Raw genomic sequence first — 15,729 nt, 5'->3', positions numbered from 1 at the left:
GGATCCAGATAGCCTCACGGTCGGCTACTGCATACTTCTTACGTAGCGGCGTGTTGTCGAGCTGAGAGTGTAGACGGTTAATCGGGTGACCGGTATTCAGCGACAGCGGGTATTTCGCTGCTTCCGGCCCGCGATACCACTCGTGAGGCGGCATCCAGGTCGGGATCGCTTTACAGTCCTCGTAACCCATTTTGGCAATGGCATCAGAATAGATTTCGATTTTGCCGGACGGGGTACCCAGTGGATTAAGCAGCGGGTTCTCGCGGAAATCAGCGAAGCGTACCCACTGTTTATTCTCTTCCGGAATCGGGAAGCGGATATAGTTGTTGGACGCCCAGAACATATCAAACGGCGGCAGCGCCACGCGTGCGTTACGCGCCTGGGCTTTCATGTCGTCATACATGCCTTTTAACCATAACATCTCATCTTTACCTTCGGTAAAGGCGTCGTGTACGCCGAGGATCTCGGCAATACCGGCAAAGACGTCAAAGTCATTTTTCGCTTCATGCTGCGGCGGCACACACTGGCGTAGCGGGAAGACGTAGAGCTGCGAGTAGTCGCCGCCCATGTCCAAATCGTTACGTTCATAGGTCGTGGTAACCGGCAGCACGATATCAGCATGTTTCGCTGTTGCCGTCCAGTAAGGTTCGTTGACGACCACGGTCTCCGGGTTCTGCCAGGCTTTGACCAGGTTATTGGTATCCTGATGTTGGTGGAAGGTATTCCCCCCCGCCACGTAGACCATTTTAATATCCGGGTAGGTCACTTTCGTGCCGTTATAATCAATGGTCTTGCCAGGGTTCGCCAGCGCATCGGCAATACGCGCTACCGGGAACGGTGTAATGTCTTTTGCCGCCGGAGAGGTTGGGCTACCCGCCGAGATCCCGGCGAGAATGCCGCCGCGCGCGGTCGGACTACCGCCGGAAGAGTAGTGATAGCTAAAGCCGAAGCCGCCGCCAGGCAGACCAATCTGCCCCAGCATCGACGCCAGGGTCACCATCATCCAGTGCGCCTGCTCGCCGTGATGTTGGCGCTGAATGCCCCAGCCGCCCATGATCATGGTGCGGTGTTTTGCCATATCGCGCGCCAGCTGTTTGATCACCTCGGCGTCAACACCGCTGATGTCCGCCGCCCAATTGGCGTCTTTCACAATACCGTCGTCCTGACCGGTCAGATACGCTTCAAACTTATCGAAGCCGACGGTATAGGTTTTCAGGAAGTCAGCGTTATGCAGTTTTTCCACCAACAGCGTATGGGCAATCCCCGCCATCAGCGCGCAGTCGGTATAGCTGTGCGGGCCAATCCACTCGGCACCCAGCATGCGGGCGCTGTCGCTGTGCACCGGATCGATACAGATCATCCGGGTGCCTTTTTTCTTCAGCGCTTCAAAACCAGTCTGGCTGACGTGATCCGGCAGGTTCCAGCTGTTTTTAAGCGTGATCATAGGGTTACAGCCAATCATCACCACCAGCTCGGTGTTTTCAATGACGTTCGGCCATGCGGTCTGTTGCTCGTAAACCTCAACAGAGCCCACTACATGCGGCATAATTACCTGTGCGGCACCGGTCGAGTAGTCGCCGGAGTAGCCGACAAAACCGCCTGCCAGGTTCATCATGCGCTGCAGTAGCGTTCTTGGGTTGTGGAACATCCCCACGCTTTTCCAGCCATAAGAGCCCGCATAGATAGAGGACGGTCCGTGCTCTTTCTGCAGACGGCTGATTTCACCGGCCACCAGATGCAGCGCCTTATCCCAGCTCACGCGCACCCACTCATCGCGGCCACGCAGCTCTGGTTTACAGTCTTTCGCGCCGCCTTCCAGCCAGCTTTTACGCACCATCGGGTACTTGATGCGGTTTTCGGCATACACCTGATAAGGTGCCATGGTAATCAGTTCGTTCGGATACGGATCGTCTTTCACCGGACGAACGTCAACCATTTTGCCATCGCGGACAATCGCTTCAAACGCGCCCCAGTGGGCACCGGTCAGAATGCCGCTTTCCGCCTGGCGTAACGCTACAAACTGCGGCAGCGCCTGGCTTATCGCTTCGGCCAGCGCCGAGCGTGGCCACATTCCCGCCAGCAGCGGTGCCGCCATTAAAGCTCCGGCACCAGCCAGAAAACGGCGACGAGTCAGATTCATACCTGCTTCCTGGCTCTGCTGCGCCATGTCATGGTCATTATTCTTTTTCATCATGGCTCCTTATTTTTTGTCCTGATCGGCTGCTGCGGGCATGTCGCTCGCGTGTTTTTGTACGTACTGGGTCAGAAGACGAACCTGTTCCTGCGTCAGCGACGTACGACCGGACATGCCTTTAACCACCCCAATCCACTGGTTGGCGTTAAAGCGATTCAACTCGGTAAGACCGTGGCAACCGGTACAGTTGTTAGCCATGAGTTCGGAGGCGTAGCTCCAGATTTTTTGTTGATCGCCAATCAGACTTTTCGCCGGCAGCCAGACCTGCAGATCGACTTCATGCCAGACCTGTTTCGTCTCTTCATCGGTTACCGTGCTGTTCACTTTCAACGCTTTACGCGCTTCCTCACCCAGCAGGGCGCTCATGATGCGTTTACCACGCGCGGCGTAGAACGCCTCGGTGACGCCATCCTGCTGCCAACCTTTGACGTCAGCCAGTACCATATCACCGTCACGTTTCACTACCTGCACTTCGGTGGAAGCCATCAGGTTACCGTCGTTATGATCGGTTGTTTTCTCACTAAGCCAGAACGGTTGGGTTTGAATGGTGTACAACGTGGTCGCCGTTGCCGGCGTTTTCGCTGCCGCATTCGCCAGTTCGCTCGCCCCTGCTGCCGCCAGGCCACTCATGTTCGGTAGAATGTGTGCGACGCCTTTATGACAATCGATACAGGTTTGGCCCTCTTTGATCGCCACCGGGTGCTGCTTACGGGCTTCAGGCGTTTGCGCCAGTATATCCATCGCTTTGTAGTCGTGGCAGGAACGACAGGTTGCCGAGTCGTTCTTCTTCAACCCATCCCAGACGCTCTGGGCCATCGCGAGCTTATGCGCCTCGTATTTTTCTGGGGTATCGATTTTGCCGGTCATTTCACCCCAGACATCTTTCAGGGCGCCAATTTTGGTCAGCATATAATCGATCGGTTGGTGGGGAACGTGGCAATCGGCACACTCGGCGCGAATACCTTTATTGTTCTGGAAATGCACACTGCCCTGATATTCCGCCAGAGGTTGTTGCATGGTATGACACGACACGCAGAATTCAGTGTCGCTGGTTTTATGCATGATAGTTGCCGTACCCGCCAGCAGCACGACACCAATAATGATCCCAACCAGCAGGGCGATAAATATAATTTTTCGCCTACCTGAACGTTCCAGTGAAAGTTTTCTCATCTTATTATTTAACCCTTTTCCTAAAATAAAGACGCAATAGTCCTTGCCACATGACAATCGCTATATAAAAATATTTATAGCGATTACCGTCATCTTCTACTCCAACAATGCTTATGGAAGTTTGATTCTGCGGGCTAATCATCGGAGGTTGATTAGCCGATAATTTCAGCGTGGTATCACATTGCAAATCGAACAAACCTTCGCGCAAATGTTGATATATTTTGATTATTTCAGTGTAGCGATTTGTTCTTTTTTCGCGCGGTCGATACTACGAATAATGATCTCTCGTTGGTTATCGTCCGGCGGTAACAGTTTCAGCATCAGTTGCCATGCTGCTATCGCTTTATCATATTGTTGATGCTCAAAGGCGTTAAACGCTACAAGGCTGAGTACCCGTACATCGTTATGGTTATTTTTAAGCAACGTATCAAGCAACTGCTGGGCTTCACGGCTATCATTCGGATCCGTAGAGTGCAGCAATGCTTCGGTATAGCCCAGTTGCGCATCCGCATTTCCCGGCGCCAACTGTCGCGCTTTATCAAATGCCTGTAACGCAGCCCCGGGGTTATTCAGCACCAGTTGTAGCCTACCGAGCATCGTCCAGCTTAGCTGGTCTGCCGGATATTGCTGCAGACGAGTACGTAGCCCCAGCGCCAGGCGAAACAGCTCTTCTTCCGACAGCGGTTTCCCCTGGGGATCCATCACGCGCTGCATCAGTTGCGGCGTTTGCTGCACGACCTGCTGCCACTCAATTACACGGGGGACGTAACTCGTTCGGACGAATACCCCTACGCATAAAGAGGTTAGTATAATAACCCCGAGAATATACACCCAATAGCTACTATTTTTGTTATCCGTTTTTGGCGACTCAGGCAAATCTTCCAATAAATTCAAGCGTAAATCGTCAACCAACTGCTGTTGCTGAGCCGCATTTACCGGAGAAATGTCTTCATCAAGCTCCTGAAGACGCGCACGAAAAATCATATGATTCATCGTATTACGATCAACTCGCTGTCTGCCTGACCAGGGAATAAACAGCAGTGCCGCCGTCCCCAGCAGTAAAATCATCATGATAAGAAAAGCGACGATCATTTCAGGGTCCTTTTGTTTTCATCGAGAAGCGCTTGCAAACGCGCCTGCTCATGCGGACTAAGTTCCGTTTCCCGCGCTGCCCGCGGGCGCCGGCTTAAACGGAAAATGACCAGCGCGCCGCCCAGTACAAAACAGGTGGGCAGCAGCCAGAGGATCAGCGTCGCCAACGTTACCGGCGGCTCATAGGTGACGAAGTTACCGTAGCGCGCCACCATATAATCGGTAATTTGCTGATTGCTTTGCCCCTCCTCCATCAGTTGCCAGACTTTTTTACGCATATCGGCGGCAATCATCGAATTGGAGTCGGCAATACTGTTGTTTTGGCATTTCGGGCAGCGCAGTTGCGCGGTCAGTTGGCGGAACTGTTGCTCCTGAGCCTCATTTTTAAACGGATAAGTGTCAATCGCCGCCAGCGCCTGAAACGATAGCAGCGCCGTCAGCAACGTCATTAGCAAAAATCTCACGCGCTGCCCTCCCGACTGTATTTATTCCACAACGGCAGGATTTCCTGCTGCCATACCTGTTCGTTCAGATCGCCTGCATGGCGGTAGCGAATAATGCCTTTGCCGTCGATAAGAAAGGTTTCCGGCGCACCGTAGACACCGAGATCCAATCCCAGCATACCGTCACCATCAAACACCCCCTGCGCGTATGGATTACCCAGCTCCTGCAGCCAGTCCAGCGCCTTCTGGCGATCGTCTTTATAGTTAATGCCCACGATGCGAATACCCTGCGCCGCGAGGGAACGCAGGTATTGGTGCTCCGCGCGGCAAGTTGGACACCAGGTCGCCCAGACGTTAAGCAGCACCGGCTTACCATTGATAATACTGGACGCGTCCAGCATCACGTCAGGCTTCTCCAGCGACGCCAGATGAAACGCGGGGAGCGGTTTGCCAACCAGCGCCGACTCCAGCGCCGTCGGGTCATCGCCGTCGCTATTGCGCAGCAGTTGCCACATCAGCGCCGCCACCAGAACCAGAAAGATAACCAGCGGCAGATAAAGGACTTTGCGGTTCATTGTGCGTTCTCCGGCAGCGATTTACGTAAGCGGTAGCGCGGGTCCAGAATGCACAATACGCCACCAAGCGCCATTAACATTCCGCCAAACCAGATCCAGCGAACAAACGGTTTGTAGTACAGGCGCACCGCCCAACTGCCGTCATCCAGTTCTTCACCCAGCGCGGCATACAGATCGCGCACCAACCCGCCGTCGATGGCGGCCTCGGTCATCTCCATCCGGCTGCTGCTGTAGACGCGTTTTTCTGCCCGCAGCGTGCTGATATGCCGCCCGTCCTGCGAGACGTCAATCACCGCTTCACCGCCAAAATAGTTCGGACCTGTAATGTCCTGAACGTCGCGGAAGACAAAGTGATATTGATGAATATCGACGCTATCGCCCGGCTTCATACGCACATCGCGCTCAATGCTATAGTTCTGGCTAAAGGCGATGCCAATCACCGTCACCACCAGCCCGACATGCCCAGCCACCATCCCCCAGTGGCTGCGCCCCAGGCGAGTTAGCCCGCGCCAGAAGGTATGGCGATCGGTAGCGCGTTCCACTACCTCCATCACTGTCAGAACCAACGCCCACATCGACATCAGCAGGCCAAGCACGGTCATCGCCTTAATACGGTCCTGCATCAGCCACGGCAGCACCACGGCCAGCACAATCGACACCAGCGCCGCAACCAGCAGCCGCTTACGCAGCTTATGCAATTCATCGCGCCGCCAGCGCACCAGCGGCCCAATCCCCAACAGTAGCGAGAAGGGAATCATCAGCACGATAAACAGCGAATTAAAGAATGGTTCACCAATTGAGATACTACCCAGCCCCAATAATTTATGAATCAGCGGCAGTAGTGTGCCCAACAGCACCACCAACATCGCGGCGATCAGCAGGACGTTATTCCCCAACAGCAGCGACTCGCGCGACCACAGCTCATGGCGTACCCGAGAGCGCACCTTCCCGCCTTTAATGGCAAATAGCAGCAGCGAGCCGCCGATGGTGATCACCAGCAGCGCCAAAATAAACAGGCCGCGCGTCGGATCAGAGGCGAATGAGTGTACAGAGATGAGCACCCCGGAACGCACCAGGAAGGTGCCGAGCAGGCAGAGCGAGAAGGCGAGGATTGCCAGCAGCACGGTCCAGGATTTGAAGCTACCCCGCTTCTCCGTTACTGACAGTGAGTGAATCAGCGCCGTGCCGGCCAGCCACGGCATCAGCGAGGCGTTTTCGACCGGATCCCAGAACCACCAACCGCCCCAGCCCAGCTCGTAGTATGCCCAGGCAGAACCCAACACAATGCCCACCGTCAGGAAGCTCCACGCCGCCAGCGTCCACGGACGCGACCAGCGCGCCCAGGCGCTGTCCAGACGTCCGGTCATTAACGAGGCGATGGCAAAAGCAAAGGCGACGGAAAAACCCACGTACCCCATGTACAGCATCGGTGGATGAAAAATCAGTCCAATATCCTGCAGCATCGGATTCAGATCGCGGCCTTCGATCGGAAAGTCCGGCAGCGTGCGAACAAACGGGTTCGAGGTCAGCAGGATGAACACCAGGAAGCAGAAGGAGATCATCCCCATCACCGCCAGCACGCGGGAAGATGCTTCCAGGGGAATGTTGCGGCTCAGCGCCGCCACGGCAAAGGTCCAGCCGCTCATCAGTAGCACCCACAGCAGCAGCGACCCTTCGTGCGCCCCCCAGGTAGCCGCCACGCGATACCATACCGGCAGCAGCGTATTCGAGTTACTGGCGACATACTGAACGGTGAAATCATTCACCACAAAAGCATAAACCAGTATCAGGAATGACCCGAGGATCGCCGCAAACATGGCAAACGACAGCGGTTTCGCCAGCGCCATCATCCGCGTATCCTGGCGCATCGCGCCCCAGGTCGGATACAGCCCGAGCAGGCAGGAAATACCCAGCGCCAGGCACAGCAGAAAATGCCCAATTTCAGGGATCATTGCGCGGCTCCTTGTTGATTCCCGGCAGGGTGATGATTTTCATCCATCGCCTCTTTAATCTCCGGAGGGGTATAGTTTTCATCGTGTTTCGCCAGCACCTCTTTGGCGCGAATATGGGTACCGTCTTGCAGTGTTCCTTGTGCCACCACTCCCTGCCCTTCTCTGAACAGCGCTGGCAGGATCCCCGTATAGCTCACCTCTACCACACCGCGCGCATCGTAGAGCTTAAAGGTCACGTCCAGCGTTTTATCGTCACGCTTCACGCTGCCGGGCATCACCATGCCGCCAATGCGCAGGCGCTGTCCCGGTTCCGGCTTCTGGCCATTTTCCCGCTTGCCGTAAATGATTTCCCCCGGCGTATAGAAGAGATCGATATTGGCGCTGAGCGCATACATCACCAGTCCGACCGTCAGCGCCAGTCCTCCCAACACGCTACAGGCAAGCCAGAGTCGTACCTTACGCCGCGGATTCACAACGCCTCTCCTTTTTTACGCGCCGCCTGCATCCGGCGCTCGCGCGCCATTTGACGCTGTACGTCAGCCAGCAGCGCCCTGCGCTGCCAGCAGGCATGCCAGACCACAACCAGCAGCGAGAGCGCCGTCACGGCAACCGCCAGCCAGACATAAAAGGCGTAGCCGCCCATCTGCCAGAAATCACTCCAGGAGTGGAAAGCGCTGGTCATGAATTAACCTCGCTCTTGCGCCCGGAAACCAGCTGCGCCACCCATGGGCGACGACGTTCCTGCAGCAGAATCAAATTACGCATACGCATTAATGTCAGAGTAATAAAAAGGAATAAGAAGCCGAAAATCGTTAAACGCAACGGCATACGCATAGATGGATCGATGGTTTTCTGCATATTGGTCGACCCCTGATGCAGGGTGTTCCACCATTCAACGGAAAAATGAATAATCGGCAAATTGACTACCCCGACCAGAACGAGGATCCCGGCGGCGCGCCCGGCCAGGCGGCGGTCGTCAAAGGCGTGATACAAGCCAATCACGCCGACATATAAGAACAGCAGCACCAGCTCGGAGGTCAGACGCGCATCCCACACCCACCAGGTTCCCCACATTGGTTTGCCCCAGGCCGAACCGGTGACCAGCGCGATGAAGGTATAGACAGCGCCGGGAAGCGCCATCGCAATCACCGCGTTGTCCGCCATTTTCATTTGCCAAATCAGGCCCACAAAGGCGGTCACCGCCATCGAGCCATAAATCCCCATCGACCAGATAGCCGCGGGCACATGCAGATACATGATGCGATAGCTTTCGCCCTGCTGATAATCCGCTGGGGCGTAGACAAAGCCCCAGATGCAGCCCACCACCAGAAACAGCGCGCTCAGGAGTGCCATTGCCGGAATAAATCGCCCGCAGACCTTATACAACCGCTCTGGAATGGCGAGTTGGTGTAACGCTTTCCACATTTTTTCTTTGCCTCATATTCCCGGAGATGACGGAAGTTATTGCACGCTGATTCGTAACGCTGCCGCAGTGGCGAACGGACTTAAGGTGGCGCTTCCTGCCAGGAAGGCCCCGAGAATCGCCAGATAGCCGTCAACCGGCAGCAGCATCTGCGCCGCGCCCACGGCGGCGGTTGCAAAAATTAATAAAGGGATCATCAGCGGCAGCACCAGCAGGCTGAGCAATACACCGCCGCGCCGCAATCCGACGGTCAGCCCGACGCCAATCGCGCCAATAAAACTGAGCGTGGGCGTACCCAACAATAGCGTAAGCGCCAGCACTTGCCACTCCGCAACGGAGAGGCCGAACAGCGTGGCGATAAGCGGCGAAATGATTAACAGCGGTAGCCCGGAAACCACCCAGTGCGCGGCGACTTTCGCCAGCACCACCAGCGAAAGCGGGACTGGCATTAGCATCATCTGCTGCAACGAACCGTCCAGCCAGTCATCACGAAACAGCCGATCCATTGCCAGCAGCGAGGAGAGTAGCGCTGCTACCCAGACGATGCCGGGGGCAATTTGCCGCAGCAACTGCGGCTCCGGGCCAATACTGAGTGGAAACAGCGTGACGATAATCAAGAAAAACCACAGCGGGTTGATAATTTCGGCACAGTTACGAAAGGCAAGACGCAGGTCGCGCCAGAAAATCTGCGTGATCATGCCACAGCCGCCTCATACTCATTGAGCGTAATCGTGCGCAACGGGACGCAGAGAGGCCGTAAAGGTTGATGGGTTGTCAGAATAACTGCGCCGCCATGGACGACATGCTGCTCCAGTCGCGTGGTCAGTTTTTGCACGCCAGCCACGTCCAGCGCAGTAAAAGGTTCATCTAAAATCCAGAACATTGCGCGGCTGAGCCACAGCCTGGCCAGCGCTACGCGCCGCTGCTGCCCGGCAGAAAGCTGAGCCACAGCCACATCTTCAAAACCGACCAGTCCGACCTGCTCCAGCGCTTGCCAGCGCGTCTCAAACGACGCCTGCGGGTGATAAAAACGCAAATTTTCCTCCGCCGTCAGCCCCCCTTTTACGCCAACCTGATGGCCAAGCCACAACAGTTGACGATGCCAGTCGTCACGCATCCGATGCAGCGGTTTTCCCTGCCACAAAATCTGCCCTTCGCTCGGCGTTGATAATCCGGTTAGTAGCTGTAATAAAGAGGTTTTTCCTGCCCCATTAGGCCCCGATATTTGGACAACTTCGCCGGGCTGAATAGAACATGATAGGCGGCAAAAGAGTAGACGTTCATCCCGCAGGCACGCAATATTTTTTAATTCAAGCATTAGAAGGCGGATCCAGTTCGGGAGCGCAGCGTATTCAAGGATCTACAGTATAGCGAAAGTATGCGTTTCAGTTTGCCAAATATGTTAAAAAATATAAAACGCTCATGATCTGGAACATTATCGTAATATTTATCTCATCACGAATGTTTCATGATTATTAATAATAACTCGCCGATTAAGCGATAACCGCCATTTTTTCGCCAGCCATCAACCATGCCAACCCACCCGCACCCTACAAGTGTACAATTAACAGACATAAATGCTGCATATGCATTTTTAATATTAAAACTTAGGAAGGACAGTGCTGATATTAATCTTTTCTCTCCCTGGTTGTATGCTACGTTAATACACTTTCAAAAAGCAGGGACAATAAAATGAGTGTTATTTATGTTGTTGTTTTAACCTATATAAAACCGTTGAATGACGTTGATAGCCTACTTCCTGCCCACGTGGATTGGCTGCAAAAAGGCTATGCGGAAGGTTTATTCCTGGCATCAGGCCGCAAAATTCCACGTTCCGGTGGTGTGATATTGGCAAAATCTGATGACGCTGAGAAATTAGAACACTATCTGAGTCAGGATCCCTTCCAGCAGGCTGGCGTCGCGAAAGTTGAGTTGATCCCATTTGAAGCGACCATGACGACTGCCGCCTTAAAAGATATTCTGTAATACCGCAAAAACAAAGCCCGGTTTCCCGGGCCTTGAAGACGGCGTACTCATCAGTTGTAAGCGTTGAGCGTTCGCTGACAGAGCGCCGAGCGAACGCAATCATCTTTATTGAAACGAACGATCCCAACCATTTCATCTTCTTCGAAACGGGCCAGCGCATCGCTTAGCCCTGAGCGAACGTGGGCGGGTAGATCGCACTGGGTTACATCCCCATTCACAATCACCGTCACATTTTCCCCGAGGCGAGTCAAAAACATCTTCATTTGTGCAGCAGTAACATTCTGAGCCTCGTCAAGAATGACCACGGCATTTTCAAATGTTCGTCCACGCATATAGGCGAACGGCGCGATTTCCACCTTACCAATCTCAGGTCGCAGGCAATATTGCATGAAGGAGGCTCCCAAACGTTTCACCAGCACGTCATACACCGGGCGGAAATAGGGAGCGAACTTCTCGGAAACATCTCCAGGTAAGAAGCCGAGATCTTCATCAGCTTGCAGAACCGGACGGGTTACAATAATCCTGTCCACATCTTTGTGGATCAGCGCCTCTGCTGCTTTTGCCGCGCTGATCCAGGTTTTACCACACCCGGCTTCACCGGTGGCGAAGATCAGCTGTTTACTCTCGATAGCATTCAGGTAGTGCGCCTGAGCCTCATTTCGCGCCGTGATTGGCGTGGCATCGCGACTATCACGCGCCATTCCGATCGCTTCTACGCCGCCCATCTGCACAAGCGAGGTGACCGATTCATCTTCACGTTGCTTATGGCTACGCGAGTCCCGCCTCAGCACCCGTTTTGCTTCGCGACGAGCTTTGATCACTGCTTTTTGTCTTCCCATGGATAGCACCTTGAGTTGTAGGTATACATCACACGCGCCGTTGGCGGCACGATTATGCGCACGAACATCTGAGGGTTGGCTTCCTTGTAAGCCATTGCTTGCTTTTGGATAAGACGCCACCCACGGCTACGCGCACCGTACAGGGCGTCAGTTACAAGGATAAAAAGTGAAAGGGGGAGAGATTTAGCGGTGACGAAGTGGCTACCGGAAGAGAAACGTCCGCGTAAGGTACTGCTGTTACTGTGAAAAACGTGTCCAGTACAGGACTTTTCCATTCGCGATCTCCATAGTGAACAACTATCACCGCCGGGAACTACCGCTGTTACTTATAAGTACATCATAATCTTTCGCTAATGCAACAATATTTTTACTTGCCATTAACTTGATTTTGACTTGTCGCTACAGACAGTCTCTTGCAGAAAGATGACAAAATTATTTCATTCACAGACCGATCATAAAAAATAATTCGTTCATTCATGAAGATGTCAGTAAAAGCCCCGCCGCGCTGCGGGGCATAGATATCAAGCTTCGAGCAGACTCTGTCCGAGATAATGATCTGCGGTTTTGACACCCGGCAACGCAAAGAAGTAACCGCCACCAATTGGTTTGACATACTCCTCCAGCGCTTCACCGTTCAGGCGTTTCTGCACCGTCAGAAAACCTTTTTCCAGATCGTGCTGATAGCAAACGAACAACAGTCCCATATCAAGTTGACCGGAATTGGTCACGCCAAGCGAATAACTATAACCGCGACGCATCATCAGGCTGGACTCGGTCTCCTTCGTACGCGGGTTTGCCAGACGGATATGGCTGTCGAGCGCAATCACCTCACCTTCTGGATCGCTGGCATAGTCAGGCACATCGTGCTCATGCTGCATACCCAGCGGCGCACCGGTGTGTTTATCGCGACCAAAAATCGTTTGCTGTTCTTTCAGCGGCGTGCGATCCCAAAACTCCACGCGGAACTGAATGAGCCGCACGGCCTGATAGCTGCCGCCTTGCGCCCATGCAGGTTCGCCCTGCCCGTCCGTAACCCACACCACGTTTTGCATCAGCTTCGCATCTGTAGCGTCCGGGTTCGCGGTACCGTCCTTAAAGCCAAGCAAGTTGACCGGGGTCTCTTTCCCTTTACTGCGCGCGGCGTGATCGGAAATAAATCCTTCACGTTTCCAGCGAACGCTGAGCAGATCGGGCGTATGTTTGATGATATCGCGCAGCGCGTGGATGACGGTGTCCTGTGTGTTGGCGCAAATCTGCAACAGCAGATCGCCATGGCACAGCGCTGCATCCAGAGAATCATTCGGGAAGCGCGTCATTTTTTGCAGCTTTTTCGGCATCTGCGGTGTCAGACCATAGCGCTCGTCAAACAGCGAGGATCCGACCGACAACGTGATCGTCAAATTGTCTGGTGCGATGTATGCGCCAAGGATACCGGAATCCATCGGCGGTAACCGCGGATTCGGCGTATCCGGCGCAGGCCCACCGGTAGTCAGAAACGCAAAACGACGGGTTAGCAACCGGAACAGACGTTCAAGATCGGCCTTATCGCTGGCGAGAACATCGAACGCCACCAGCATCATGGATGCCTGCTGCGGCGTCAGGATCCCCGCCTGATGTTGGCCATAAAACGGCTGCACTTCACTGCGCGCATCAGGAGACAACGTTCCCGGCGCGCTTTGCGGTTTTTGCGCATGGGCAACCGGGCATCCGCCGGCCAACGCCAGCGCGCCACCCAAAGCGCCCATCCCTTTCAACAAACGTCGGCGTGACGGTTCGCTCACGCCGTTTTCATTATCTTGCTGCATAGTGCTTAATCCAGACCCAGAACACCGCGTAATTGAGACAAGTCTTCCGCCAGCGTCGTGATTGGCCCTTTCAGCGCATTGCGATCGGCATCGGTCAGTTTGTCATAGGTTTCAAAACCGTCTTTGGTACGGTACTTGCTCAGAATGGTATCGACTTTTTTGAAGTTCGCATCCACCTTCGCTAACAGTTCAGCATTGGATTTTTGTAACTGAGGACGCAGGAGATCGACAATTTTCTGCGCGCCATCGACGTTAGCCTGGAAATCCCACAGATCGGTATGGCTGTAGCGATCTTCTTCCCCACTGATTTTGCTGGCTGCGACTTCTTCGATCAGCCCTGCCGCGCCACCTACCACTTTCGACGGTGGGAAGGCCAGCTCGCTAATACGCGTTTGCAGGTCAAGGACATCGTGGTTTAACTGGTCGGCATACTTGTCCATCCCTTTGGTGGTATTGTCACCGAACAGCGCTTTTTCCAGACGGTGGAAGCCGGTAAATTTCGGATCGGCAGCTTTTTGTTCGTAATCATCTTCCCGCGCATCAATGCTGCCATCGAGATCGGAGAACAGTTCGGCAATCGGTTCAATACGCTCGTAGTGCTGACGCGTTGGCGCATACAAGGATTTTGCTTTTTCCACATCGCCGGCTTTAATCGCATCGGTGAAGGCTTTGGTACCCGCTACCAGTTGCGCGGTTTCTGCCGTCACGTAGGCTTTGTACTCGGTAATCGCGCCGCCCAGACTCAACAGAGCATCACTGTGCGCGGCATCCGCTGTAGCGCTTCCTTTTACAATCAGTTTGCCTTTCGGGTTGGTCAACAAACCACAGGTCATATCATATTCGCCAGGCTGCAGGTTGGCCGTCATTTTCTGGGTAAAGCCCGGCGCAATGTTTTCGCGCTCTTCAACCACCATAACGCCTTTGAGGATCTCCCACTCCAGCGCTTTCTGGCTGTGGTTCTGGATGATGAACTGCGTTTTCCCGGCGTTAACCGTGATCGTCATCGGCTCACACTGTTTATCGTTAACCGTGACTTTCACCTGCGGAATATCGGCGGCTTGTGCAGAAAAAACGGATGCAAACAGCGTGGCAACACCCAACTGCAGCGCACTACGGCGAAAATGAAACGTCATAACCTGGTCCTTTGAATAAGTATGTTGTAACTAAAAAGTATTCCGCATCGCGTTGTTTTTAAGGTGCGGTACGCGATGCCGTAGTGCCTGAACGCGGCGGTAGCGCAAAAATAATGAATGCCGGAATCAGGTAGATAAACCAGACAGCCACTTCACTCACGCTTGGCGCCTCCTGATAGCCGAAGATTCCTTCCATCAACGTGCCAAACAGCGAGTGCGTCGAAAGTATGCTGCTTATGTCAAACGCCACATCCTGAAAATGATTCCATAACCCGGCTTCGTGGAAGGCGCGGATAGCCCCAGCAGCGAGTCCGGCGGCCACCAGCAAAATGAACAGACTGGTCCACTTGAAGAATGCCCCGAGATTGAGACGAATACCGCCGAGGTAAATCAGGTAACCCAGTACCACCGCGGTGGCCAGCCCCAGCATCGCGCCCAGCGGCGGCCAGATGCCGACATCCTGCTGAAACGCCGCCAGCAGGAAGAACACCGACTCCAGCCCCTCACGGGCGACGGCAAAAAAGACCATCATCACCAGTGCCCAGCCGTGATGGTTGCCGCGCTGTAACGCGTTATCGACAGCCTGTTCAAGCTGGACTTTGACGTTACGTGAAACTTTACGCATCCAGAACACCATCCAGGTGAGGATCACCACAGCAATGACCGCCACGATGCCTTCGAACAGCTCCTGCTCTTTTTGCGGAAATTCCCCGGTGGTTTCGTTGATGAAAATCCCTAACGCCAGGCATAACGCCGCCGCCAGCAGCACACCAATCCACATCACACCAATCCAACGGCCACGCTGAGTCCGTTTCAGGTAGCTGGCAATCAGGCTGACAATCAGCGCGGCCTCTAACCCTTCGCGCAACATAATTAGAAATGGAACAAACATGCGAAGAACCCTTAAACGTTATTCTCAGTCAATTGATGCAAAGAAAAGTAAATTACAGTGATAGTGATTATCATTACAGGAAAGAAAAACTCAAGCAGAATGTTTTGAGAATGATGACTGAATGTAAAAGGTTAGGCAGGTAATGGTTATAGCGAGCTTGCAGCGTAGGTAATAAAAGCCCCCCACATGCGTCAATGTCATTAAGTTAACGCCTCTATATCAGAA

At 54.0% G+C, this 15,729-nt stretch carries 17 protein-coding genes; 1 reads left to right on the top strand and 16 read right to left on the bottom strand.

All coding sequences use genetic code 11. The features are described from left to right. The 11 genes from KQJ18_RS14645 to ccmA form a co-directional block, all read right to left on the bottom strand. The coding region (locus tag KQJ18_RS14645; protein ID WP_216422187.1) for a molybdopterin-dependent oxidoreductase at window positions 1-2,167 on the bottom strand (2,167 nt) is incomplete at its 3' end. Between the two features lie 33 nt (window positions 2,168-2,200). Further along, window positions 2,201-3,364 (bottom strand): NapC/NirT family cytochrome c, encoded by a 1,164-nt coding sequence (locus KQJ18_RS14640; protein WP_069323301.1) that lies wholly within the window; start codon window positions 3,362-3,364, stop codon window positions 2,201-2,203. A gap of 225 nt (window positions 3,365-3,589) precedes the next feature. Continuing rightward, the gene (gene ccmI, locus KQJ18_RS14635; protein ID WP_085048540.1) at window positions 3,590-4,456 is read right to left on the bottom strand and encodes a c-type cytochrome biogenesis protein CcmI; all 867 of its coding nucleotides are present in this window, start codon (window positions 4,454-4,456) and stop codon (window positions 3,590-3,592) included. Then, the gene (locus KQJ18_RS14630) at window positions 4,453-4,905 is read right to left on the bottom strand and encodes a cytochrome c-type biogenesis protein (protein WP_216422186.1); all 453 of its coding nucleotides are present in this window, start codon (window positions 4,903-4,905) and stop codon (window positions 4,453-4,455) included. The genes ccmI and KQJ18_RS14630 overlap by 4 nt, the downstream gene beginning before the upstream one ends. Window positions 4,906-4,916: 11 nt before the next feature. Then, window positions 4,917-5,474 carry a DsbE family thiol:disulfide interchange protein gene (locus KQJ18_RS14625; RefSeq protein ID WP_204525025.1) on the bottom strand — a complete coding sequence of 186 codons (558 nt, stop codon included), beginning with the start codon at window positions 5,472-5,474 and terminating at the stop codon, window positions 4,917-4,919. Beyond that, window positions 5,471-7,426 (bottom strand): heme lyase CcmF/NrfE family subunit, encoded by a 1,956-nt coding sequence (locus tag KQJ18_RS14620; RefSeq protein ID WP_216422185.1) that lies wholly within the window; start codon window positions 7,424-7,426, stop codon window positions 5,471-5,473. Before KQJ18_RS14620 ends, KQJ18_RS14625 begins: the two co-directional genes overlap by 4 nt. After that, the gene (gene ccmE / locus KQJ18_RS14615; protein ID WP_042309391.1) at window positions 7,423-7,899 is read right to left on the bottom strand and encodes a cytochrome c maturation protein CcmE; all 477 of its coding nucleotides are present in this window, start codon (window positions 7,897-7,899) and stop codon (window positions 7,423-7,425) included. The genes KQJ18_RS14620 and ccmE overlap by 4 nt, the downstream gene beginning before the upstream one ends. Further along, window positions 7,896-8,108: a heme exporter protein CcmD gene (ccmD, locus tag KQJ18_RS14610; RefSeq protein WP_085048543.1), complete on the bottom strand. Its 213-nt coding sequence runs from the start codon at window positions 8,106-8,108 to the stop codon at window positions 7,896-7,898. The genes ccmE and ccmD overlap by 4 nt, the downstream gene beginning before the upstream one ends. Beyond that, complete coding sequence (locus KQJ18_RS14605; RefSeq protein WP_085048544.1) at window positions 8,105-8,851, bottom strand: heme ABC transporter permease; 747 nt, start codon at window positions 8,849-8,851, stop codon at window positions 8,105-8,107. The genes ccmD and KQJ18_RS14605 overlap by 4 nt, the downstream gene beginning before the upstream one ends. A gap of 36 nt (window positions 8,852-8,887) precedes the next feature. Then, window positions 8,888-9,547, bottom strand: a complete 660-nt coding sequence (gene ccmB / locus KQJ18_RS14600; RefSeq protein WP_069323296.1) for a heme exporter protein CcmB — start codon at window positions 9,545-9,547, stop codon at window positions 8,888-8,890. Then, on the bottom strand, window positions 9,544-10,167 hold the full coding sequence (gene ccmA / locus KQJ18_RS14595; RefSeq protein WP_216422184.1) for a cytochrome c biogenesis heme-transporting ATPase CcmA: 624 nt from the start codon (window positions 10,165-10,167) through the stop codon (window positions 9,544-9,546). The genes ccmB and ccmA overlap by 4 nt, the downstream gene beginning before the upstream one ends. A gap of 374 nt (window positions 10,168-10,541) precedes the next feature. Between ccmA and KQJ18_RS14590 the strand changes: the two genes are divergently transcribed. Next, a complete protein-coding gene (locus tag KQJ18_RS14590) occupies window positions 10,542-10,835 on the top strand; it encodes a YciI family protein (RefSeq protein ID WP_216422183.1) in 294 nt (97 codons plus the stop codon). Window positions 10,836-10,885: 50 nt separating this feature from the next. Here KQJ18_RS14590 and phoH read toward each other — a convergent pair whose 3' ends face one another. The 5 genes from phoH to efeU all read right to left on the bottom strand — a co-directional run bounded on the left by phoH (window position 10,886) and on the right by efeU (window position 15,504). After that, complete coding sequence (gene phoH, locus KQJ18_RS14585) at window positions 10,886-11,674, bottom strand: phosphate starvation-inducible protein PhoH (protein ID WP_006685183.1); 789 nt, start codon at window positions 11,672-11,674, stop codon at window positions 10,886-10,888. After that, window positions 11,653-11,949 carry a hypothetical protein gene (locus KQJ18_RS14580; protein WP_038639568.1) on the bottom strand — a complete coding sequence of 99 codons (297 nt, stop codon included), beginning with the start codon at window positions 11,947-11,949 and terminating at the stop codon, window positions 11,653-11,655. The genes phoH and KQJ18_RS14580 overlap by 22 nt, the downstream gene beginning before the upstream one ends. A 246-nt stretch (window positions 11,950-12,195) precedes the next feature. Then, on the bottom strand, window positions 12,196-13,479 hold the full coding sequence (efeB, locus tag KQJ18_RS14575; RefSeq protein ID WP_087856992.1) for an iron uptake transporter deferrochelatase/peroxidase subunit: 1,284 nt from the start codon (window positions 13,477-13,479) through the stop codon (window positions 12,196-12,198). Window positions 13,480-13,484: 5 nt separating this feature from the next. Further along, a complete protein-coding gene (efeO, locus tag KQJ18_RS14570) occupies window positions 13,485-14,612 on the bottom strand; it encodes an iron uptake system protein EfeO (RefSeq protein ID WP_216422182.1) in 1,128 nt (375 codons plus the stop codon). 58 nt (window positions 14,613-14,670) lie between these two features. Then, on the bottom strand, window positions 14,671-15,504 hold the full coding sequence (efeU, locus tag KQJ18_RS14565) for an iron uptake transporter permease EfeU (RefSeq protein WP_038639559.1): 834 nt from the start codon (window positions 15,502-15,504) through the stop codon (window positions 14,671-14,673). Window positions 15,505-15,729 lie beyond the last annotated feature (225 nt).

Source organism: Citrobacter sp. S55_ASV_140 (assembly GCF_018919505.1).
In the GTDB taxonomy this organism is placed as follows: Bacteria; Pseudomonadota; Gammaproteobacteria; order Enterobacterales; family Enterobacteriaceae; genus Citrobacter; species Citrobacter werkmanii.
This window is presented reverse-complemented; position numbering and strand designations above follow the sequence as displayed.